Annotated in this window: 18 protein-coding genes; 9 read left to right on the top strand and 9 right to left on the bottom strand. The window is 71.9% G+C overall.

All coding sequences use genetic code 11. The features are described 5' to 3' along the window. Positions 1 to 192: 192 nt before the first annotated feature. From QE401_RS18460 to QE401_RS18450, 3 genes are read left to right on the top strand one after another with little or no spacing between them, the layout of a single operon-like run. On the top strand, positions 193 to 1,287 hold the full coding sequence (locus QE401_RS18460; RefSeq protein WP_307139592.1) for a serine hydrolase domain-containing protein: 1,095 nt from the start codon (positions 193 to 195) through the stop codon (positions 1,285 to 1,287). Between the two features lie 10 nt (positions 1,288 to 1,297). Further along, a complete protein-coding gene (locus QE401_RS18455) occupies positions 1,298 to 1,939 on the top strand; it encodes a glycosyltransferase family protein (RefSeq protein WP_307139591.1) in 642 nt (213 codons plus the stop codon). A gap of 11 nt (positions 1,940 to 1,950) precedes the next feature. Then, complete coding sequence (locus QE401_RS18450; protein WP_307139590.1) at positions 1,951 to 2,436, top strand: glycosyltransferase; 486 nt, start codon at positions 1,951 to 1,953, stop codon at positions 2,434 to 2,436. On the opposite strand, the gene QE401_RS18445 is transcribed toward QE401_RS18450, so the two are convergent. Continuing rightward, positions 2,433 to 3,527 (bottom strand): alpha/beta hydrolase, encoded by a 1,095-nt coding sequence (locus tag QE401_RS18445; protein WP_307139589.1) that lies wholly within the window; start codon positions 3,525 to 3,527, stop codon positions 2,433 to 2,435. The genes QE401_RS18450 and QE401_RS18445 overlap by 4 nt on opposite strands. A 160-nt stretch (positions 3,528 to 3,687) precedes the next feature. Here QE401_RS18445 and QE401_RS18440 point away from each other — a divergent pair, with 160 nt between their 5' ends. Continuing rightward, complete coding sequence (locus QE401_RS18440) at positions 3,688 to 3,912, top strand: zinc-finger domain-containing protein (protein WP_271136492.1); 225 nt, start codon at positions 3,688 to 3,690, stop codon at positions 3,910 to 3,912. Then, on the top strand, positions 3,872 to 6,796 hold the full coding sequence (gene polA, locus QE401_RS18435; RefSeq protein WP_307139588.1) for a DNA polymerase I: 2,925 nt from the start codon (positions 3,872 to 3,874) through the stop codon (positions 6,794 to 6,796). The genes QE401_RS18440 and polA overlap by 41 nt, the downstream gene beginning before the upstream one ends. A 109-nt stretch (positions 6,797 to 6,905) precedes the next feature. Here polA and QE401_RS18430 read toward each other — a convergent pair whose 3' ends face one another. Next, positions 6,906 to 7,223 carry a hypothetical protein gene (locus QE401_RS18430; RefSeq protein ID WP_307139587.1) on the bottom strand — a complete coding sequence of 106 codons (318 nt, stop codon included), beginning with the start codon at positions 7,221 to 7,223 and terminating at the stop codon, positions 6,906 to 6,908. Positions 7,224 to 7,346: 123 nt separating this feature from the next. Then, complete coding sequence (locus QE401_RS18425) at positions 7,347 to 9,536, bottom strand: TonB-dependent siderophore receptor (protein ID WP_307139586.1); 2,190 nt, start codon at positions 9,534 to 9,536, stop codon at positions 7,347 to 7,349. A gap of 75 nt (positions 9,537 to 9,611) precedes the next feature. Between QE401_RS18425 and QE401_RS18420 the strand changes: the two genes are divergently transcribed. Beyond that, on the top strand, positions 9,612 to 10,754 hold the full coding sequence (locus QE401_RS18420) for an ABC transporter substrate-binding protein (RefSeq protein WP_307139585.1): 1,143 nt from the start codon (positions 9,612 to 9,614) through the stop codon (positions 10,752 to 10,754). Between the two features lie 43 nt (positions 10,755 to 10,797). Here QE401_RS18420 and QE401_RS18415 read toward each other — a convergent pair whose 3' ends face one another. Continuing rightward, complete coding sequence (locus tag QE401_RS18415; protein WP_307139584.1) at positions 10,798 to 11,175, bottom strand: flagellar biosynthesis regulator FlaF; 378 nt, start codon at positions 11,173 to 11,175, stop codon at positions 10,798 to 10,800. Between the two features lie 403 nt (positions 11,176 to 11,578). On the opposite strand from QE401_RS18415, the gene purH reads away from it, so the two are divergent. Beyond that, on the top strand, positions 11,579 to 13,156 hold the full coding sequence (purH, locus tag QE401_RS18410) for a bifunctional phosphoribosylaminoimidazolecarboxamide formyltransferase/IMP cyclohydrolase (RefSeq protein WP_307139583.1): 1,578 nt from the start codon (positions 11,579 to 11,581) through the stop codon (positions 13,154 to 13,156). A 108-nt stretch (positions 13,157 to 13,264) separates the two neighbouring features. On the opposite strand, the gene QE401_RS18405 is transcribed toward purH, so the two are convergent. Continuing rightward, entirely contained in the window at positions 13,265 to 13,786 is a 522-nt protein-coding gene (locus QE401_RS18405) for a GNAT family N-acetyltransferase (protein WP_307139582.1), read from the bottom strand. 13 nt (positions 13,787 to 13,799) lie between these two features. Further along, the gene (locus QE401_RS18400) at positions 13,800 to 14,378 is read right to left on the bottom strand and encodes a helix-turn-helix domain-containing protein (protein WP_307139581.1); all 579 of its coding nucleotides are present in this window, start codon (positions 14,376 to 14,378) and stop codon (positions 13,800 to 13,802) included. Positions 14,379 to 14,515: 137 nt separating this feature from the next. On the opposite strand from QE401_RS18400, the gene QE401_RS18395 reads away from it, so the two are divergent. Beyond that, positions 14,516 to 15,673: a DNA recombination protein RmuC gene (locus tag QE401_RS18395; protein ID WP_307139580.1), complete on the top strand. Its 1,158-nt coding sequence runs from the start codon at positions 14,516 to 14,518 to the stop codon at positions 15,671 to 15,673. A 76-nt stretch (positions 15,674 to 15,749) separates the two neighbouring features. Next, the gene (locus QE401_RS18390) at positions 15,750 to 16,997 is read left to right on the top strand and encodes a NupC/NupG family nucleoside CNT transporter (protein ID WP_307139579.1); all 1,248 of its coding nucleotides are present in this window, start codon (positions 15,750 to 15,752) and stop codon (positions 16,995 to 16,997) included. Positions 16,998 to 17,074: 77 nt separating this feature from the next. On the opposite strand, the gene QE401_RS18385 is transcribed toward QE401_RS18390, so the two are convergent. The 3 genes from QE401_RS18385 to pnp all read right to left on the bottom strand — a co-directional run bounded on the left by QE401_RS18385 (position 17,075) and on the right by pnp (position 21,504). Beyond that, positions 17,075 to 17,521 (bottom strand): DoxX family protein, encoded by a 447-nt coding sequence (locus QE401_RS18385; RefSeq protein ID WP_307139578.1) that lies wholly within the window; start codon positions 17,519 to 17,521, stop codon positions 17,075 to 17,077. Positions 17,522 to 17,648: 127 nt separating this feature from the next. Further along, entirely contained in the window at positions 17,649 to 19,049 is a 1,401-nt protein-coding gene (locus QE401_RS18380) for an NAD(P)H-dependent flavin oxidoreductase (protein ID WP_307139577.1), read from the bottom strand. Positions 19,050 to 19,296: 247 nt separating this feature from the next. Beyond that, the gene (gene pnp / locus QE401_RS18375) at positions 19,297 to 21,504 is read right to left on the bottom strand and encodes a polyribonucleotide nucleotidyltransferase (protein WP_307139576.1); all 2,208 of its coding nucleotides are present in this window, start codon (positions 21,502 to 21,504) and stop codon (positions 19,297 to 19,299) included. Between the last annotated feature and the right edge of the window lie 436 nt (positions 21,505 to 21,940).

The following is a 21,940-nucleotide window of genomic DNA, read 5'->3' as shown; positions in this document are numbered from 1 at the left end:
CCTGGCGGGGCTGATCCGGGGAGCGTTCCAAAGCCCCGCCAGCGGGTCAATCGCCCGGCCGGAGGGGCCACAAAAACAAGGGCCGGGCCGGCGCCGGGCGCCACCGCGTATCGGCAGGCGCAACAGGGCGCGCCCCTTCCTGGCGCCGCCGCCATGGCCTAGCCTCCGCCCGGAGCAGGAGCCGAGGATGCGATGCATGTCCCCTCTTTCGCCCGCCGTGCGCTGCCGGCGCTGGGGCTCGGCCTGATGGCCGGCGGCGCGATGGCGGGCCCCCGCGGCTTCGCCCCCGACCTCGAAGAAAAATTCGCCGCCGGGCTGCGCTCCGGCCTGCTGCGCGGCGTGCATGCGGTGCTGGTCGCCCGCGACGGGCAGCTGGTGCTGGCGCATTACGGCCAGGGGGTGGACCAGAGCTGGGGCCGCCCCCTGGGAGAAGTGCGCTTCGGGCCGGAGGTCGCGCATGACCTCCGCTCGGTGACCAAGAGCGTGGTCGGGCTGCTCTATGGCATCGCCCTGGCCCGCGGCGCGGTGCCGCCGCCGGAGGCGCCGCTGCTGGCGCAATTCCCGGATTATCCCGACCTCGGCGCCGACCCGGCGCGGCAGCGTCTGCGGGTGGCGGATGCGCTGGACATGTCCATGGGCCTCGCCTGGGATGAGAGCCGTCCCTACACCGACCCGGCGAATAGCGAGATCGCCATGGAGGCGGCGCCCGACCGCTATCGTTATGTGCTGGAGCAGCCGGTGCGGCAGCCTCCCGGCACGCGCTGGACCTATTCCGGCGGGGCGGTGGCGCTGCTCGGCGCGCTGATCGCGCGCGGCACCGGGCAGAGCCTGCCGGATTTCGCCCGGGATGCGCTGTTCGCGCCGCTCGGCATCGAATCCGGCGGCTGGGCGGCGGGGCGGGATGGCGTGCCCTCGGCCGCGTCCGGCCTGCGTCTGACCGCGCCGGGACTGCTGCGGATCGGCCAGGCGGTGCTGGCGGGCGGGGTGTGGGAGGGACGCCGCGTGCTGCCGGCAGGCTGGCTGACGGAGCTGACGCGCCCCGGCCTGCCGACCGGCGACGGGCTGCATTACCGCCGCCTCTGGTACCAGGGCGGCGGTCATGTGCCCGCCCTGGGTGGGCCGCGCCCCTGGCTGGGCGCCTTCGGCAATGGCGGCCAGCGGCTCTACCTGATGCCGGCGGCGAAGCTCGCCATGGTGTGTTTCTGCGGCCTCTACGACCAGCCGGAGCAGGGGGTGACGCCCTTGCGAATCTGGCGCGAGATCGTGCTGGCCAATCTGGCCGGCTGAGCGCCACGCCATGCGCTTCCTGCTGGGCTTCGCCGGCGGCGCCGGGCATTTCCGGCCGCTGCTGCCGCTGGCCGGCGCCCTGGCGGCGCGCGGACACGATATCCTCTTCGCGGCCCAGGAGGGCATGCTGCAGGCGGTGCGTGCCGAAGGCTTCGCCGCCGCGGAAAGCGGCGGCGACACGCTGCTGGCCGCCGAGGCGCGCCGCCCGCTTCTGGCGCTGGACCCGGCGCGGGAGGAGCGCGCCGTCACGCAGGGTTATGCCGGGCGGGTGGCGGCGGCGCGGGCGCCGGCCATCGCCGCGCTGATCGCGGCCTGGCGGCCCGATGCGCTGCTCTGCGACGAGATGGATTTCGGCGCGATGCTGGCCGCCGAGCAGGCCGGCCTGCCCCGCGCCGTGCTGGGGGTGATCGCGGCCGGGCGCCTGTCGCGGCCGGCCCTGCTGGCGCCCGCTTTGGCGCCGTTGCGCGCGGCGCTCGGCCTGCCGCCCGCGCCCGATGCGCCGCCGCTCTGGCTGAACCCCTTCCCGCCGGCGCTGCGCGACCCGGATTGCCCGCTGCCCGCCGGCGCGCTGAGCTTCCGCCCCGATGCCCCGCCCGCCAGCCCGCCGCCGCCCTGGCTGGAGGCGCTGCCGCGCGGCCGCTGCTGCATCTGACGCTGGGCACGGTGTTCAACCAGGAATCGGGCGATCTGCTGTCCCGCATGCTGGCGGCGCTGCGCTTCCTGCCGGCCGGCGCCGTGCTGGCCACCGGCCCGCAGATCGACCCGGCGGAGCTGGGCGCGCCGCCGCCCGGCGTGCGGGTGGAGCGTTTCGTCGACCAGGCGATGCTGCTGCCGCGCTGCGCGCTGGCGGTGTGCCATGCCGGCTCCGGCACGGTGGCGGCTTCGCTGGCCGCGGGCGTGCCGCTGCTGCTGCTGCCGATGGGCGCCGACCAGCCGGACAATGCGGCGCGCTGCGTGGCGCTCGGCGTGGCCGAGGCGCTGGACCCGCTGGCGGCGACACAAGGGGCGCTGCACCAGGCGATGCAGCGCCTGCTGCGCAGCGCCCCGCATCGCGCGGCGGCGCGGCGCCTGGCGGCCGGGTTCGCGGCCCTGCCGGGGCAGGAGACCGCCCTGGCCAGGCTGGAGGCGCTGGCGCGCCGCGCGGCCTAGCCGCCGGGGATGGGCGCGGCGGCGACCAGGGCCGGCGCCGGGCGGCCCAGCCAGGCCTGGCCCTCGCGATCGGCGCCGGAGGGCAGCGGCGCGCGCGGGTCGCGGATCCAGGCCAGGATGTCGTCCGCCACCTGCTCCTTCACCCCGTCGCGCAGCAGCAGGTGGAAGCCGTCGGGGTAGCGGGCCAGCCGCGCCTCGGGCCGCATGCGGGAGAGGGCGGCGCGCGTCACCTCGGGCGGCACCACGCGGTCCTGCGCGCCCTGCAGCACCAGGGTCGGCGCGGCGCAGCAGCCCGCCAGGCTCTGCGTCGCCCGGTCCATCAGGCCGAACAGCCCCCAGGCGGCGTCGATGCGGGTGTCCTTGATGGTCAGCGGGTCGCGGCCGAAGCGGCGCAGCGCGTCGATATTGTCGCTGGCGGTGATGTTGCCGGCGCTCGGCGGGAAGGCCAGCGCCGGCAGGGTGTGCGCCAGCAGCCAGAAGGCGCCGGTGGCCACCGGCCCCACCTCGGCGCGCGACCAGAAGGCGGGGGCCATCAGCAGGATGCCATCCACCGGCAGGGGCTGGCCGGTGGCCGCCAGCACGGCGACGGCCGCGCCCATGCTCTCCCCCATCAGGTAGAGCGGCAGGTCCGGATGGCGGCTGCGCAGCAGGCGCAGCGCCTCCGCCGCATCCGCCGCCATGCTCTCCGCCCCCGGCCAGAGGGTGCGGCCGGGCGAGGCGCCGAAGCCGCGCTGGTCATAGGCGTAGGTGACCACCCCGCCCTCGGCCAGGCGGTCGAAGCCGTCGATCAGGAAATTGCCGGAATGGTCGTTGAAGCCGTGCAGCGCCAGGATGACGGCGCGCGGCGCCACGCCCTCGGGCGGCGCGCGGTGGCGCAGCTTCAGCCTGGCGCCATCGGCGGCCAGCAGCGTGTCCTGCTCGGGCAGCAGAGCCGGGGTGGCGATCACCGGGCCGGCCGGCTCCACCCGCGGCGCGCAGGCGGCCAGCAGCGCCGCCGCCAGCAGGGCGAGGCCGCGCCCGGCGCGGCGCGGCGCCGGAGACGGGGCGGTGGCGGGGGAAGGGCGGCGTTCGGTCTGGAAGCAGCGCAGCATGGCCTACCGCCATAGCGCGGCGCGGCCGCGCGGGTCCACGATCTTGTTGCGCTGCCGTAGCCAAGCCTCAGCCTGGCGCCGCCTGCCGCCCCATCGCGTCTGGCGGCGGGCGGGCGTTGCGCCTATGTTCCGCCGGACCTTCAGTGACGGGAATGACCCGATGCGCGATGCGAAGCTGACCGGCTACGCCCCCAAAGCCACCCCCGGCGTGACGCCGGAAGAGATCATCACCGTGCACAGCCGCGTGGTGAATTGCGATGGCGGCGGCGGCGCGCTCGGCCATCCCGGTGTCGCGCTGCGCATCGAGGACACGCAGATCACCTGCCCCTATTGCTCCCGCACCTATGTGCTGGCCGAGGGCGCGGGGGGCGGCGACCATCACTGACCCCGTCCCGGGCGCCCCGGGCGCCCAGCCCGCCCTGGCGCCCGAGACCGCCGAATCCCAGCCGCACCTGATCCTGGTCGACGGCTCGGGCTACATCTTCCGCGCCTTCCACGCCCTGCCGCCGATGACGCGGCCGGATGGCGTGCCGGTGAACGCCGTCTTCGGCTTCACCACCATGCTCGGCAATTTCCTCACCAAGCATGTCGGCACCCATATCGCCGTGGTGTTCGACAGCTCGCGCATCACCTTCCGCAGCGAGATCTACCCGGCCTACAAGGCGCACCGGCCGGAGCCGCCGCCCGAGCTGGTGCCGCAATTCGGCCTGATCCGCGAGGCCACCGCCGCCTTCGGCGTCGCCTGCGTCGAGCAGCCGGGCTTCGAGGCCGACGACCTGATCGCCGCCTATGCCAAGGGCTTTGTCGAGCTCGGCGGGCAGGTGACCATCGTCTCCTCCGACAAGGATCTGATGCAGCTGGTGCGCCCCGGCGTGCAGCTGCTGGACCCGATCAAGCAGAAGCCGATCCGCGAGCCCGAGGTGCTGGAGAAATTCGGCGTCACCCCGGACAAGGTGGTCGATGTCCAGGCGCTGGCCGGGGATTCCACCGACAACGTCCCGGGCGTGCCCGGCATCGGCGTGAAGACCGCCGCCACGCTGATCCTGGAATATGGCGACCTGGAAGGGCTGCTGGCCGCGGCGCCGCAGATCAAGCAGCCGAAGCGGCGCGAGGCGCTGATCAATTTCGCCGAGCAGGCGCGCATCAGCCGCCGCCTGGTGCTGCTGGACGAGAACGCGCCCCTGCCCGCCCCGGTCGACCAGCTGCTGGCCCGCGCGCCGGAGCCCGGCCGGCTCGCCGGCTTTCTGCGCGAGCAGGGCTTCCGCTCGCTGCTGCACCGCATGGGGCTGGATGGCGACACGGCGCCGGAAAGCGCCCCCGTCTCCCGCCCGCGCTTCGCCACCAATGGTGCGGTTCCCGGCCTGCCCGAGCCGGCCGCCGCCACCAGCACCGAGATCACCCCCGCGGCCGATGCCGCGCCCTTCGGCCCCTATGAGACGGTGACCGAGCTGGCCGCGCTGCAGCCTTTCCTCGACGCCGCGCGGGCGGGCGGGCTGCTGGCCATCGACACCGAGACGGACAGCCTGGACGCGCTGAACGCCAACCTCGTCGGCCTCTCGCTGGCGGTCGCGCCCGGCCGCGCCTGCTATGTGCCGCTGCGGCACGGCCCCCCGCCCGGCTCCGGCGACCTGCTGGCCGAGGCGCCCGCCGCCCCCGCCCAGCTGGCGCAGGAGGCGGTGGTGGAGGCGCTGCGCCCGCTGCTGGCCGACCCCGCCGTGCTGAAGATCCTGCACAACGCCAAATACGATCTCGAGGTGCTGGCGCGCCCCGAGCATGGCGCGCTGGCGGTGACGCCGGTGGATGACACCATGCTGATCTCCTACAGCATGGATGCCGGCCGGCACGGCCATGGCATGGACGAGCTGTCGCTGCGCCATCTCGGCCACCGGCCGATCCCCTTCGACGAGGTCACCGGCACCGGCCGCGCGCGCATCCCCTTCAGCCAGGTGGCGCTCGACAAGGCCACCGCCTACGCCGCCGAGGATGCCGACGTCACGCTGCGCCTGTGGCAGGCGCTGCGCCCGCGCCTGCTGCCCGACCGCAGCCTGGCGCTGTATGAGCAGGTCGAGCGCCGCATGGTTGCCGTGCTGCGCGACATGGAGATGGCCGGCATCAAGGTCGATGGCGCCGAGCTGGCCCGCATCGGCGAGGATTTCTCCCAGCGCATGGTGGTGCTGGAGCAGGAGATCCACGAGCTGGCCGGCAAGCCCTTCAATGTCGGCTCGCCGAAGCAGCTCGGAGAGATTCTGTTCGACGAGCAGAAGCTGCCCGGCGGCAAGCGCGGCAAGAACGGCGCCTGGGGCACCGACGCCTCGGTGCTGGAGGATCTCGCCGCGCGCGGGCATGAGCTGCCGCGCCGCGTGCTGCACTGGCGCCAGCTGGCCAAGCTGAAATCCACCTATGTCGAGGGGCTGGCGGCGCAGATCGACCGCCGCGACGGGCGGGTGCACACGGATTTCTCCATGGCCGTCACCTCGACCGGCCGGCTCTCCTCCACCGAGCCGAACCTGCAGAACATCCCGATCCGCACCGAGGAGGGCGTGCGCATCCGCCGCGCCTTCGTCGCCGAGCCGGGGCATGTGCTGCTGGCCGCCGACTATTCGCAGATCGAGCTGCGGCTGCTGGCGCATCTGGCCGATGTGCCCTCGCTGCGCGACGCCTTCGCCAAGGGCGAGGACATCCACAGCCGCACCGCCGCCGACATCTTCGGCCTGGCGCCGGACCAGGTGGACCGCGAGGCCCGCCGCCGCGCCAAGACGATCAATTTCGGCATCATCTACGGCATGTCGGCCTTCGGCCTGGCCGCCCGCCTCGGCATCGGCCCGGGCGAGGCGCGCGGCATCATCGACGCCTATTTCTCTCAGTATCCCGGCATCCTGGAGGAGATGGAGCGGCTGAAATCCGAGGCGCGGGAGAAGGGCTATGTGCTCTCCCCCTTCGGGCGGAAGCTGTGGATCGACGGCATCCAGGCCAAGGAACAGGCCCGGCGCGGCAATGCCGAGCGCGCCGCCATCAACGCCCCCTTCCAGGGCGGCGCGGCCGAGATCATCAAGCGCGCCATGGTGCGCATGCCGGCGGCGCTGCGCGAGGCCGGGCTCTCCGCCCGCATGCTGCTGCAGGTGCATGACGAGCTGCTGTTCGAGGTGCCCGAGGCGGAGGTGGACGCCACCGCCGAATGCGTGCGGCAGGTGATGGAAAGCGTCGCCACGCTGCGCGTGCCGTTGAAGGCCGAGATCGGCCACGGGGCGAACTGGGCGGTCGCGCACTGAGTGCTCTGGGGAGGCTTTGCCTCCCCAGACAAAACGGAAAGACATCTGGGGAGGCTTTGCCTCCCCAGACCCCACCACCGGGGGGACAGGGTCCCCCCGGACCCCGCCATCAGTTTGAGCGGCGCTTGATGCCGCGGATCTGCGCCAACTGGCCTTCCAGCACGGCCAGCATGTCGCGCTCCTCCGGTGTCAGCGCCGGTAGGCGCACATGGCGCAGCAGCACCTCCAGCGCATCGCCGATGCGGCCCAGCTGCCGCCCATAGCTGCCCACCTCCTCCAGCACCGCCTGCTCCACCTCCGGCCGCGGCGTCTGGCCGAGATTGATGCTGAACAGGGAAAACTGTGCGCCCTGCAGGTCCCAGCGCCAGGGCAGGATCGGCTGGTTCAGCGCCTGCGGCGCCAGCGACAGGTGAAAGCTCTTGCTCATGCGCGGCTCCTTGCTCGCCGCAGCACAGCGCAAAAGATGCGCAATGAAAACAAAAACCGATGGCGGGGTCCGGGGTGGCCCTGCCACCCCGGCGGGGGCGCGGGGGCAGCGCCCCCGCAAACCTCACCAGCGATAGCGCAGCGAGCCGATGACGGTCCGCCCATCCCCCCAGTAGCAGTAGCTCTGCGCGCAGGAGGAATAGTCGCGGTCGCCGAGATTGGTGGCGTTGACGGCAAGCCGCATGCCGCGCAGCTCCGGCGCCAGCGCGTCCAGGTCGTAGCGGATGGCCGCGTCGAACAGGGTGACGGCGCCGACCTTGCCGCCGCTGTTGTCGTCGTCGCGGTAGGAGGAGCCGATGAAGCGCGCTCCCAGCCCGAAGCCCAGCCCGCGCAGCGGCCCGTCGCTGATCGTGTAATCCGCCCAGCCCGACAGCAGGTGGCGCGGCTGGCCGGAGGGCACCTTGCCCTCGGTGTTGTCGCTGGCCTCGGTGATCTTCGGGTCGAGATAGGTGTAGGCCGCCAGCAGCTTCAGCCCTTCGCCGAGATCGGCGCTGCCCTCCAGCTCGAAGCCGCGCGAGCGCACCTCGCCGCGCTGCCCCTGGAAGCCGAAGGAGAGCGGGTCGCCGAAGATGCCGTTGCGCTGGGTGATGTGGAAGACCGAGGCGGTGATCATGCTGTTGCGCCCGGGCGGCTGGTATTTCACGCCGGCCTCCCACTGCTCCGCCGTGATCGGCTTGAAGCCGCTGCCGTCCGTGTTGGTGCCGACCGCCGGATAGAAGGAGGAGGCGTAGGAGACATAGGGCGAGACGCCGGACTCGAAGGCATAGAGCAGACCCGCGCGGCCGCTGAAGGCGTTGTCGGATTGCGTGTCGCGACTGCCGGCGATGCGGTCGCGTGTGGTCGTCTCCACCCAGTCATGCCGGCCCGACAGGGTCAGGATCCATTGGCCGAGCCGCATCTGGTCCTGCACATAGACGCCGAGCTGGTCCTGCCGCTGGCTGCTGCGCAGCGTGGTGTCCGGCCGGCGGAAGGCCTGCTGCCCGTAATTCATGCTGACCAGGTCGAGCGAGGGCGCGTCGTAATAGTCGCCGCCGCTGCTGCGATAGCTGGTGTAGAGATAGTCGATGCCGGCGAGGATGGTGTGCTGCACGGCGCCGGTGGTGAAGCGCCATTCCGCCTGGTTGTCGACGGCCAGCGTGTTCAGCTGCTGGCGCCGCAGCCCGGCGCCGCGCGTGGCGCTGCGCCCATCCGGCGCGATGCCGAGGATGTAGCTGTATTCGAGATCCGTATCGATATGGCCGAAGCGGAGATTCTGCCGCAGCGTCACATCCTGGGTCAGCCGGTGCTCCAGCTCATAGCCCAGGCGCCAATGCTCGATATGGAAATCGTTGAAGGCGGGGTCGCCGCTCGGCAGCCGCGTCAGCCCGCGCTGCGCGTCGTAATAGGAGGTGACGGTGCCGCCGGTCAGGTCGCGCTGATAGGCGCCGAGCAGGGTGATGGTGGTGCGGTCATCCGCCTTCCAGGTGAAGGCGGGGGCGATGTAGATCCGGTCATCCGGCACGCTGGCATTCTGCGTGTCGGCATCGCGCCACAGCCCGGTGACGCGATAGGCGGCGCGGCCTTCCTCGCCCAGCGGCCCGCCCAGGTCGAAGCGCGTCTGCAGCCGGTCATGATTGCCGATCTGCAGCTCCACCTCGCCGAAGGGCTCGAAGAGCGGCCGCTTGGTGACCAGGTTGACGAAGCCGCCGGCGGTGGCCGAGCCATACAGCGCCGAGCCCGGCCCGCGCAGCACGTTGATGGCGGACAGCCCATAGGGCTCGGTGCGGAAGATGGCGAAGGAATTGCCCGACTGGCGCAGCCCGTCGCGGAACAGCCCGGTATAGGTGGCGTCGAAGCCGCGCAGGATGAAATCGTCGAAGCGCGGGCTGAAGCCATAGGTGCCGGTGCGCACGCCGGCGCTGTAGGACAGCGCCTCCTTCACCGACTGGATGTTGCGCGCCTCCATCTGCCCGGCGGTGATGACCGAGACCGATTGCGGGGTCTCCAGCAGCGGCGTGTCGGTCTTGCTGGCGGTGGCGCTGGTGGTGGCGGTGAAGCCGGGCACCGCCGTGGTCGCGCTCTCCCGCGCCGCGCCGATGGTCAGGTTCGGCAGCTGCACCGTGCCCGCCGGCAGCGCTGCCGCTTCCTGGGCGCCGGCGCTGGCCGGCAGCAGCGCCAGGGACAGGGTCAGCGCGGTGCCGCAGAGCAGCGCCGCGGCGTGGCGAACATTGCTGCCCTGGAAAGGAAACACCGGGGATTTGACACGCATGCGCATTCGGCAATCCTGCAGTCTCAGTTCGGAAGGGCCGGGTTGTTGACACTAATTCTCATTTGCGTCTAGTTGCGCCCCATGCTGCGCCGACGCTCCCTCCTCGCTGCCGGCCTGCTGCTGGCACCGCCCTGCGCCCTTACCCTCACCGGGGCGCCCCCCGCCCGGGCGCAGGGCACCGCCTGGCCGCGCCAGGTGACCGATATCGCCGGCCGGACCGTCGCCCTGGCGCGCCCGCCGCGGAAGCTGCTGCTGGCCACCGGCTTCGACCTCGTCGCCCTGTCGCTGCTGCAGCCGGATCCGGTCTCGCTGCTGGCCGGCTGGTCGGACGATCTGGCGCGCATCAACCCGCCGCTGGCCGCCGCCTTCACCGCGCGCTTCCCGCGCCTGGCCGAGGTGCCGCGCCTCGGCAGCAGCAACCAGGACAGCTTCTCGATCGAGCGGGCGCTGTCGCTGGCGCCGGACCTCGCCGTGCTGCCGCTGTGGCAGGCGGGCACGCCGGCCGGCCAGGGCATCCTCCGCGCGCTGGAAGGCGCCGGCATTCCCTGCCTGGTGCTGGATTTCAACCGCGATCCGCTGCGCAACACCGCCCCCAGCATGCGCGCCCTCGGCCGCGCCCTGGGCCAGGATGCGCAGGGCGAGGGTTTCGCCGCCTTCTACGAGCAGCGCCTGAGGCGCATCCGCGACGCCGTGGCGGCCAGCGCCGCGCCGGGGCCGCGCGTCATGCTGCACGCCTTCGCCGGCAATGAGAGCTGCTGCTGGGTGTGGAGCGATGCGGGGCTGGGCAGTTTCCTGGCCGAGCTGCGCGCCCGCAATCTGGGCGCCGGCCTGCTGCCGCCGGGGCAGGGCGGCATGCTGCATCTGGAGCAGGTGATCACCGAGGATCCGGAGGTCTACATCACCACCGGCCTGCCGCGGAACAAGTTCAGCATCGGTCCCGGCATCACGCGGGAGGCGGCGCGGGCGTCGCTGCGCGCCGTGCTGCAGGGCCCGGGCCTCGCCGGGCTCTCCGCCATCCGCCACGGCCGGGCGCATGGGGTGTGGAACCATTTCAACGCGGTGCCCACCAACATCCTGGCGCTGGAGGCGATGGCCCGCTGGGTGCGGCCGGAGCTGTTCCCCGACCTCGATCCGGGCGAGACGCTGGCGGAGATCAACCGCCGCTTCGCCGCCCTGCCCTTTGAGGGCACGCTCTGGGTCAGCCTGGATCCGGCCCTGCCCTGAGACCCTGTCCCGAGGCGGGGCCGGCCTGCCGCCCGGCCTGTGCTTACTGGCAGGCGGCGAGGCCGGAAGCGATCTCCTGGTTGATGCCGGCCAGGAAGGCCAGGTCGGGGCGGTTGCGGTCCATCTCGCGCAGCATGGTGCAGCCGAGCCCGGCCAGGCTCTGGCGCAGCGCCACCGGCAGCGTGTTCTCCGGCGCGGCCAGGGCGATCAGCACCGCCTGCCAGAGGCGGCGGTTCAGCCGCAGCGCGCAAGCGCGCGCCTCATGCCCGGCGTCGCGCGCCGCCAGCAGCGTCGCGGCGACGCTGCGGAAGGCCGCGGCCTCTTCCTCGCGCGGGGTGCCGAGGGCCAGCGCCGTCGGCAGCGCGGCCAGGACCGAAGCGGGGGCGGAGGCGGGGGCGAAGGTGGCGGCGATGTGAGACACGCTTTTGCATCCTTGAGCGGCGCCGGAGCGGCCGGCTGTTCCATCCATCGGGGCCGCCGGCGGCGGAGCCCTGGCGCCGCGTCGCCCGGTGGGGCTGGCGGCTCGTGGGACGGGGCTTCTGCGGGTCCATCCGCCGGCCTTGGGCCGGGGGTGCCGGTTTCGCCGGCGGCGCCTCTTCCCTGGCGCACGCTCACTATGCCGTGTAATTCCCTAATAAGACGTTAAAAATATTCGCTTTTCTGACGTTTTCGTGTGCCGGGCGCGTTTTTTTCCGCCTCCCCGCCCGACCCGTTCCGCGCCGCCCGGCTTCGCGCGGAAGGGAGACCCGCGCAGCGCTCGGTTGAGCCGTGCCGCGCAACGGTCTAAGCCGCGCCCGACGAGACTGCAGGAAGGTTCGACCGCCATGGCCGATATCGTGACCATCCGCCGCGCCCTGATTTCGGTGCATGACAAGACCGGGCTGCTGGATTTCGCCCGCTTCCTCGCCGGAAAGGGCGTGGAGATCCTCTCCACCGGCGGCACCGCGCGGCTGCTGCGCGACAATGGCGTGGCCGTGGTCGACGTGTCCGACCACACCGGCTTCCCGGAAATCCTGGATGGCCGCGTGAAGACCCTGGTGCCGCAGATCCATGGCGGCCTGCTCGGCCGCCGCGCCGATGCGAAGCATGTGGCGCAGATGGAAGAGCACCGCATCGCCCCGATCGACCTGCTGGTCTCCAACCTCTACCCCTTCGAGGCGACCGTCGCGAAGGGCGCCTCCTATGAGGAGACGGTGGAGGAGATCGACATCGGCGGCCCGGCCCTGACCCGCGCCGCCGCCAAGAACCATGAGGACGTCGCGGTGGTGACCGCGCCGGAGCAGATGGCCGAGCTGCAGGCCGAGATCGAGGCCCAGGGCGGCACGACGCTCGCCACCCGCAAGCGCCTGGCCGCCGCCGCCTTCGCCCGCACCGCGGCCTATGACACCGCCATCTCCACCTGGTTCGCCCAGAAGCTGGAGCAGGACTTCCCGCCGCGGCTCGCCGCCGCCGGCGTGCTGCGCCAGACGCTGCGCTATGGCGAGAACCCGCACCAGCAGGCCGCCTTCTACACCGATGGCAGCGACCGCCCGGGCATCGCCACCGCCCGGCAGGTGCAGGGCAAGGAGCTGTCCTTCAACAACCTGAACGACACCGACGCCGCCTTCGAATGCGTGGCCGAGTTCGACCGCCCGGCCATCGTCATCGTCAAGCACGCCAACCCCTGCGGCGTGTCGGAAGGCGAGTCGCTGGCCCAGGCCTGGGATCTGGCGCTGCGCTGCGACCCGGTCTCCGCCTTCGGCGGCATCGTCGCCGCCAACCGCGTGCTGGACGCCGCCGCCGCCGAGAAGATCTCCGCCATCTTCACCGAGGTGGTCGTGGCGCCGGATGCCGATGACGCGGCCAAGGCGATCTTCGCCCGCAAGAAGAACCTGCGCCTGCTGCTGACCGGCGGCCTGCCCGACCCGGCCGCGCCCGGCCGCGTCATCCGCTCGGTCTCCGGCGGCTTCCTGGCGCAGTCGCGCGATGCCGGCCGCGTCACCGCCGAAAGCCTGAAGGTGGTGACCAAGCGGGCGCCGACCGAGCAGGAAATGGCCGACCTGATCTTCGCCTTCCGCGTCGCCAAGCATGTGAAGTCGAACGCCATCGTCTACGCCAAGGGCGGCTCCACCGTCGGCGTCGGCGCCGGGCAGATGAGCCGCGTCGATTCCGCCCGCATCGCCGCCTGGAAGTCGGCCGAGGCCGCCAAGGCCGCCGGGCTGGAAGCCCCGCTGGCGCATGGCTCGGTCGTCGCCTCCGACGCCTTCTTCCCCTTCGCCGACGGGCTGCAGGCCGCCGCCGCCGCCGGCGCCACGGCCGTCATCCAGCCGGGGGGCTCGATGCGCGACAATGAGGTCATCGCGGCCGCCGACGAAGCCGGGCTCGCCATGGTGTTCACCGGGATGCGGCACTTCCGGCACTGAGATCCTGGGGAGGCTCCGCCTCCCCAGACCAAACTGGAAGACAGCTGGGGAGGCTCCGCCTCCCCAGACCCCACCGCCGGGGGGACAGGGTCCCCCCGGACCCCGCCGTCAGTCAGAGAGCGGCTTGTAGAAGAACAGCGTCGGCGACACGCTGCGCCCGCCATCATCCAGCACATAGCCGGGAATCGTGCCGCAGGGGGTCCAGCCTGTCGCGTGGTACAGCGGCTCGCCGGCATCGCCGGGCTTGGTGTCCAGCACCAGCAGGCGCAGCCCCATCTGCCGCGCCATCGCCTCCAGCGCCGCCAGCAGGGCGCGCGCCAGGCCCTGGCGCCGCGCCGCCGGATGCACCAGCAGCTTCGACACCTCCGCCCGGTGCCGCGCATTGGGCAGCGCGCCCAGCGCCAGCGCACCGGTGGCCACGATCCGCCCCTCCCGCCGCACCACCAGGATGCGCCGCGCGCCCTCCCGCACCGCGCCCTCCAGCCCGCGCCAATAGGCCTCGCCCTCGCCGGCCGGCATCGGCAGCAGGAAGCCGATGCTGGCCCCCTCCGCCACGCAGCCCTCCAGAATCTCCGTCAGCTCGGGCAGCGCCTCGCGCAGCGTGTCGGCATTCAGTTCCTCGATGAGCATGCAGGCCTTGTCCTCAGGGCTGGATGACGGCCAGGACGTAGCGCGCCTCGGCGCCCCCGGCTGGACAATGGAAGCGCGACGGGCCGTGCAGCCGGTAGCGCAGGCAATCCCCGGCGGAGAGGCGGTGCTCCTCCCCCTCCACCGCCATCTCCAGCACGCCCTCCAGCAGCCAGAGATGATGTTCGAGCCCCGCGATGGGCGAGGCCGCATAGGCGACGCGGGCGCCCGGCGGCAGCCGGACCTCCAGCAGCTCGCCGCGCAGCCCCGGCCCGGGCGGTGAGACCACCCGGCGGCGGAAGCCGCTCTCCGGGTCGGTCCAGCGCGGCTGCGCGGCTGCCGGCACCAGGGCCGGGGCCTGCGCCTCCACCTCCCCCATCATCCAGGACAGGGTGCGGCCATAGGCGGTGCAGAGCCGGCCGAGCATGGCCGCGGTCGGGCTGGCCTCGGCCCGTTCCAGCCGCGACAGGGTGGCGCGGCTGATGCCGGTGCGGCCGGCCAGCTCCTCCAGCGACAGCCCGTGCTCGGCGCGCAGCCGCGCCAGGCAGGCCGCCAGCCGCTGCTCCAGCGGATCGGTGGTCGATAATTCTCCCATGAGAGAATTTTTCTCTCTATTGGGAAGCCTGTCAACAGCCCCGCTGATGGCGGGGTCCGGGGGGACCCTGTCCCCCCGGCGGCGGGGGTGCGGGGGAGGCGGCGCCTCCCCCGCTGCGCTAGACTGGAGAGATGACGATGCCCGACTGGATTCTCCCTGTTGCCCTGCTGGCCGTGCTGGTCCTGTCGGTGCTGTTCATGGCGTCGATGCTCCGCCGCCCTCGCCGCGACCCGGCGCTGGAGGGCTTCGCGCTGCTGGCTGGCAAGCTGGAGGCCTTGGCCGGCACGCAGGAGCGGCTGGCCGGGCTGACCACCGATCGCCTCGCGCAGCAGGACCGCATGCTGGCCGCCCGGCTGGAGGAGAATGCGCGCCGCCTGGCCGAGGCGCTGCAGGCGCAGAATGACCGCATCGCCGAATCCTCCGCCGCGCTGACCCGGGCGATCGCCGCGCAGAATGAGAAGCTGGCGCAGAGCCTCTCGGCGCAGACCGAGAAGGCGCAGGAGACGGCGGGCCAGATCCAGGAGCGGCTGGCGGTGATCGACGCCGCGCGGGCGAACATGGAGGCGCTGGGCGCGCAGGTCGGCACGCTGGCCGGCATCCTGGGCAACAAGCAGGCGCGCGGCGCCTTTGGCGAGATGCAGCTGCGCCAGCTGATCGAGGACAGGCTGCCGCCGGAGGGCTTCGCCTGGCAGCATGTGCTGTCCAATGGCACGCGCTGCGACTGCCTGATCCGCCTGCCCTACCCGCCCGGCCCCGTGGCGGTGGACAGCAAATTCCCGCTGGAGGCCTGGCAGGCGCTGCGCGAGGCCGAGGATGCCGCCGCCCGCAGCGTCGCCGCGCGACAGTTCACCACCGATATGCGCCGGCATATCGACGACATCGCCCGCAAATACCTGATCCCCGGCGAGACGGCCGAGGCCGCGATCCTGTTCGTCCCCTCCGAGGCGGTGTTCGCCGAGTTGCACACCGGCTTCGGCGCGCTGGTGGACGAGGCGCAGCGCAAGCGGGTCTATATCGCCTCCCCCACCACGCTCTGGGCGATGCTCTCGGCGATGCGGGCGCTGATGCAGGATGTGCGCATGCGCGCCCAGGCGGGCCGCATCCAGGGGGAGGTGGCGAAGCTGGTGGCCGATGTCGGCCGGCTGGGCGAGCGGGTGGCCAGGCTGAAGACCCATTTCAACCAGGCGCAGGACGACATCCGGCAGATCGACATCAGCACCGAGAAGCTGCAGCGCAGCGGGGCGCGGATCGAGCAGGTGGAGCTGGACGACACCCCCTCCCTGCCCGCACCTTGAGCCTGGCCGCCGCCGCGTTCCGCCGGGCGCGCCCGGCCTTTCCCTTCCTTTTCCGCCCTTCCGGATCCCCCGCTCCATGAGCCTGCTGCAACTGCAATCGGGCCTCGGCCTGCTCGGGCTCACCGCCCTCGCCTGGCTGGCGGGCGGGCTGCGCCGCCCGCTGCCCTGGCGCATCATCCTGGCCGGGCTCGGGCTGCAGCTCGGCCTGGCCGCGCTGCTGCTGCATGTGCCGGTGCTGCGCGCCGGCTTCGCCCTGCTGGGCGATGCGGTCACCGCCCTGTCGCAGGCGACGCAGGCCGGCACATCGCTGGTCTTCGGCTATCTCGGCGGCGCGCCGCTGCCCTATGCCGAGATCCGCCCGGGCGGCAGCTTCATCCTGTTCTTCCAGGCGCTGCCGCTGCTGCTGGTGGTCGGCGCGCTTTCCGCCCTGCTCTATCACTGGCGGGTGCTGCCGGTGGTGGTCGGGCTGCTGTCGCGGCTGCTGCGCCGGGCGCTGGGGCTGTCGGGCGCCTGCGGCTTCTCGGTCGCCGCCAATGTCTTTGTCGGCATGGTGGAGGCGCCGCTGCTGATCCGCGCCTGGCTGGGCCGGCTGAGCGAGGCGGAGCTGTTCATCGTGATGACGGCGGGGCTGGCCACCATCGCCGGCAACATGATGGTGGTCTATGCGGCGCTGCTGGCGCCGGTGGTGCCGGATGTCGCCGGCCAGCTGCTGGTGGCCAGCCTGATCTCCGCCCCCGCCTCGGTACTGGCGGCGGCGCTGATGCGCCCGCCCGGGCCGCCCGGCCCGCCGGCGCCGGAGGAGCACATCGCCCCGCGCCTCTATGACAGCACGATGGAGGCGCTGGTGCGCGGCACGGCGGACGGGCTGTCGCTGCTGCTGGGCGTGATGGCCAGCCTGATCGTCTTCGTCGCCCTGGTGGCGCTGGCCAATATGGTGCTGGAGCCGCTGACCGGGCTGACCCTGCAGGCGCTGCTGGGCTTCGTCTTCCGCCCGCTGGCCTGGCTGATGGGCGTGCCGGACGAGCATATCCCGGCCGTCGGCGCCGCGCTCGGCATCAAGGTCGCGCTGAACGAGTTCATCGCCTATCTGGAGCTGGCGACCTCCGGCGGCATGGGGCTCGACGCCCGCAGCCGGCTGATCCTGACCTATGCGCTGTGCGGCTTCAGCAATTTCGCCTCGGTCGGCATCATGCTGGCCGGCATGACCGGCATGTGCCCGGAGCGGCGGGCCGATATCGTGAAGCTCGGCATGCCGGCGCTGGTCGCCGCCAACATCGCCTGCTGCATGACCGGCGCCACGGTGGGGCTGCTGACCACGCCCTGATTTTTTCCGGTGGGCCGCGGCGGTTCGGCCGCTGGCGCCCCGCGGCGCGGGCGGGTTTGCGCGGCCTGCGGCGCGGGTTACTCCGCGGCGGCGCCGCGGAAGGCCAGGCCGCCGCGCTCGCTGCGGCGGCGGCGCTCGGCCAGGATGGAGACCACCACCAGCGCCCCGATCATGCCGACATGCTCGGTCGCGGTGTGGAAGGCGATGATGGCGCGCTCCCCCTCCAGCGCCCAGAAGCGGTGCACCAGCGGGATGGTCAGCGCGGTGAAGACGCCGAGCGCCCCCGCCCCCAGCCAGGTCCAGCGGTTCAGGATGACCAGCGCCGAGCCGCCGAGCTGGGTGACGATCACGGCGGCATTGACCAGCGCCGCCGGCTGCAGGCCGAAATGCGCCATCTCGGCGACGCCGCCCTGGAAGTCGATCAGCTTCGCCAGGCCGCTGCCCCAGAAGGGGAAGGTCAGCAGGATGCGCGCCAGCACCTCGACCACCGGCAGCCCGAGGAACCCTTCGATCGCACGGATCATGGCCGCACCCTTTCGTTTCGACACCGCATCCCTAGGCGAGGCCGGCCCGAAAGAAAACGCGCCCGCGGCGGGGCCGGGGCGCGTTCACCAATTGTTGAGCAGGAGCGGCTGAAACCCGCTGCCCGGCTCAGCGGCCGGACATGATCCGCTCGACCAGCTGCTTCACCGTCGGGATGAAGCCGTTCGAGTAGAAGGGGTCCTGGCCGAAGCGATAGGCGTTGTGGCCGGCGAACATCAGATTGTGCTCGACCTCGCCATCATGGGCGATGTCCTGCAGCGTCTTCTGGATGCAGAAGGAGCGCGGATCGGCCTTCTTGCCGTTGCTGTAATCCGGGCCGTGCTGCGTCCAGTTCGAGAAGCGGCAATGCGACAGGCAGCCCATGCAGTCGGTCTGGTCCTTCAGGATCTCGCGCGACTGCTCGGGGGTGACGAAGACCAGCGTGCTGTCCGGGGTGCGCAGCGCCTCGGTGAAGCCCTGGGCCTCCCAGCCATGCACCCGCTCCAGATCGCCCGGCGCCAGCCAGACCAGCCGCTTGCGCGGGCCCACCCCGTATTCGGCGGTGTGCTCGCCCACCGGCTCCGGGCTGATCGCCACCTGGCGCTCGTTGCGCGCCTCGAGGTCGCGCAGGAAGTCGTTGCGCACGGCCGAGGAGTAGAAGCCGGTCGGCGAGAAGGGCTGCAGCAGCACGTCGCCGGGCTTCAGCGTCAGCAGGCGCTGCTTCCAGGCGTCGCTGATCGGGCTTTCCTTGGTCAGCAGCGGCCGGGTGCCGAACTGGAAGGCGACGGGCCCGAGCTCCGGGTTGTCGATCCAGTCCTCCCACTCCTCCAGCCACCAGACGCCGCCGGCCATGATGATCGGCACATCGCCCAGGCCGAAGGCGCGCATCTGCTCGCGCAGCTTGCGCACGCGCTCATAGGGCGCCTCGGGCTTGTTCGGGTCCTCGGAGTTGGACAGGCCGTTATGGCCGCCCGCCAGCCAGGGATCCTCATAGACCACGCCGCCCAGCAGCTCCGCCACCTTGGAGTAGCTGCGCTTCCACAGCGCGCCGAAGGCGCGGGCGGAGGAGACGATGGGGTAGTAGAAGACGTTGTACTCGCGGGCGATCTCGGCCAGCCGATAGGGCATGCCGGCGCCGCAGGTGACGCCGTTGATCAGCCCCTTGGCGCCTTCCAGCACGCCGCGCAGCACACGCTCCGCGCCGCCCATCTCCCACAGCACGTTGATGTGGATGCGGCCCTGGCCATTGGCCCGCTCATAGGCCTCCCGCGCCTGGGCGATGCCGCCCGAGATGCCATAGGCCACCAGCTCCTCATGCCGGTCGCGGCGGGTGCGGCCATGATAGACCTGCCGGATGACATGGCCATCGGCATCGTAGCTGTCGGCATTGACGCCCGAGAAGGTGCCGACGCCGCCGGCGCCCGCCCATTCCCCACAGGAAGCCCCCGTGGACACGGCCACGCCCTTGCCGCCCTCGACGAGGGGCAGAACGTCCACACCGCCCATCCGGATCGCGTTGATCGCCTTCACCGCAGCCTACCGTCCTACAGTCCGTTCATCACGAGATCGTCATATATCCCAAGTCGGGCGCATCCCGCAGCCCTTCTTGTGGAGCCCGCCGCCGGCGGTCCGGGGCGCGAGGCCCGGGGGATGCCCCGGGAGCCGCGCCGCGCGGCAGGCCGGCACATGGGGTGCCCGGCCCATCCCTGCCAGGGGCGGCCCGCCGCGGCAAGGCCGCGGCGGCCAGGCGGGGCGATTGCGCGCCCCGCCCCCGGCCTCAGTCGCGGTCGCGGCGCGGACGGCGCTCGCCCCGGTCGGAACGCTCGCGGCGGCCCTCGCCTTCGCCACCCTCGCCTTCCTCGCGCGGGCGGCGGGCGCCGACCTGGTCGGAGATGTCGGCGCCGGTCGCCTGGTCGACCACGCGCATGGACAGCTTCACCTTGCCGCGGTCGTCGAAGCCCAGCACCTTCACCTTCACCTTGTCGCCCTGCTTGACGATGTCGGTGGTCTTGGCGACGCGCTCATTGGCCAGCTCGGAGATGTGGACCAGCCCGTCCTTGGCGCCGAGGAAGTTCACGAAGGCGCCGAACTCGGCGGTCTTCACCACGGTGCCGTTGTAGATCACGCCGATCTCGGGCTCGGCGGTGATGCCGCGGATGCGGTCGATCGCGGCCTGGGTGGCCTCCGGCGAGGTCGAGGCGATCTTGATCGTGCCATCATCCTCGATGTCGATCTTGGTGCCCGTGGTCTCGACGATGTCGCGGATCACCTTGCCGCCGGTGCCGATCACTTCGCGGATCTTGTCCTTGGGGACGTTGATCACGGTGATCTTCGGCGCGTTGGCGGCGACATCGGTGCGGGCGCCGGTCAGGCCCTTGGCCATCTCGCCCAGGATGTGGAGACGGCCACCCTTGGCCTGCTCCAGCGCGATCTTCATGATCTCCGGCGTGATGGACGTGATCTTGATGTCCATCTGCAGGGCGGTGATGCCCTGCTCGGTGCCGGCCACCTTGAAGTCCATGTCGCCGAGATGGTCCTCGTCGCCCAGGATGTCGGAGAGGACGGCGAAGCCGCGCTCCTCCTTGATCAGGCCCATGGCGATGCCGGCGCAGGGGCGCTTCAGCGGCACGCCGGCATCCATCAGCGACAGCGAGGTGCCGCAGACGGTCGCCATCGAGGAGGAGCCGTTCGACTCGGTGATCTCGGAGACCACGCGCATCGTGTACGGGAACTTGTCCTTCTCCGGCAGCAGCGGGTGGATCGCGCGCCAGGCCAGCTTGCCATGGCCGATCTCGCGGCGGCCGGGGCTGCCCATCCGGCCCGTCTCGTTCACCGAGTAGGGCGGGAAGTTGTAGTGCAGCATGAAGTTCTCGCGGTACTCGCCCGCGAGCTGGTCGATGATCTGCTCATCCTGGCCGGTGCCCAGCGTGGCGACGGCCAGCGCCTGGGTCTCGCCGCGGGTGAACAGCGCCGAGCCATGGGCGCGCGGCAGCACGCCGACCTCGGCCATGATCGGGCGGACCGTCTTGGTGTCGCGGCCGTCGATGCGCAGGCCGGTGTCCAGGATGGCGTTGCGGACCACGTCCGCCTCCAGCTCCTTCAGCAGGCCCTTGGCCATCGCGGCCTCGTCCTCGGAGAGCTGCGCCAGGATCGCCTTCTTGGCCTCGCCCACCTTGCCCTGGCGGACCAGCTTCTGGGTCTCCTTGTAGGCCTCGGCGATGGCGCCGCGGCCCAGCTCGGCCAGCTTGGCCTTCAGCGCGGCCACCGCCGGATCCTCCTCCGGCAGGTCCCAGGGCTCCTTCGCGGCCTTCTCGGCCAGCTCGATGATGCCCTCGATGACCGGCTGGAAGCCCTGATGGCCGAAGGTCACCGCGCCCAGCATGACCTCCTCGGTCAGCTCATGCGCTTCCGACTCGACCATCAGCACGCCCTCGGCGGTGCCGGCGACGACCAGGTCGAGCTGGGTGTTCTTGATCTGCTCCAGCGTCGGGTTCAGCACATACTGGCCGTCGATATAGGCCACGCGCGCGGCGCCCACCGGGCCGAAGAACGGGATGCCCGACAGCGTCAGCGCGGCGGAGCAGCCGACGAGGGCCACGATGTCCGGGCTGTTCTCCATGTCATGCGACAGCACCGTCGCGATGACCTGGACCTCGTTGCGGAAGCCTTCCGGGAAGAGCGGGCGGATCGGGCGGTCGATCAGGCGGGAGATCAGCGTCTCCGCCTCCGACGGGCGCCCCTCGCGCTTGAAGAAGCCGCCGGGGATCTTGCCGGCGGCGAAGGCCTTCTCCTGGTAGTTCACGGTGAGCGGGAAGAAATCCTGCCCCGGCTTCACCGAGCGGGCGCCAACCACGGTGCAGAGCACGATGGTGTCGCCAAGGCGCGCCATGACGGCGCCATCGGCCTGGCGGGCGACCTTGCCCGTCTCCAGCGTCAGCGTCTTGCCGCCCCAGGCGATGTCCTTGCGGAAGTAATTGTCGAACATGAAAGTCCCTTGGCATCGCGGCCCGTCGTCACGGGCACTGCGTCTCCCGCCCGGAAGGCGGGTGTCGGTTGAGCGATGCGGGAAGCGCCAGTGCCGGACCGGGTCTCGCCCTCCCAGGGGGGAGGATCCTCGGCGTCTCGGGCGGCATGGAGGGGCCGCGGGGGTGAACCGCGGAACGCACCCATGTGGCCGGAAACGCCGCCACGCCCCTGCTCAGTCGAGGGGTCGCGCCCGGAGCAGCCTCCAGTCTTTCCCGCACGCTCGCGGGTCCAGGCGGCCGAAACGGCGCGCCCGGCGGGCGTTATGAACGCTCAGGACGGACAGCGCCACGGAAAAATCGGCCACAAAAAAAGGCCAGGGGAATGAATTCCCCTGGACCCCTTCTTTTTTCTGTCAGGCTGCCGCCATCCCCCGGCACAGCGGGGCGCCAAACTGA

It is taken from the genome of Pseudoroseomonas cervicalis (assembly GCF_030818485.1).
Lineage (GTDB): Bacteria > Pseudomonadota > Alphaproteobacteria > Acetobacterales > Acetobacteraceae > Pseudoroseomonas > Pseudoroseomonas cervicalis_A.
Note: the sequence above shows the minus strand (reverse complement) of the source record. Positions and strands in the feature narration are given on the sequence as shown.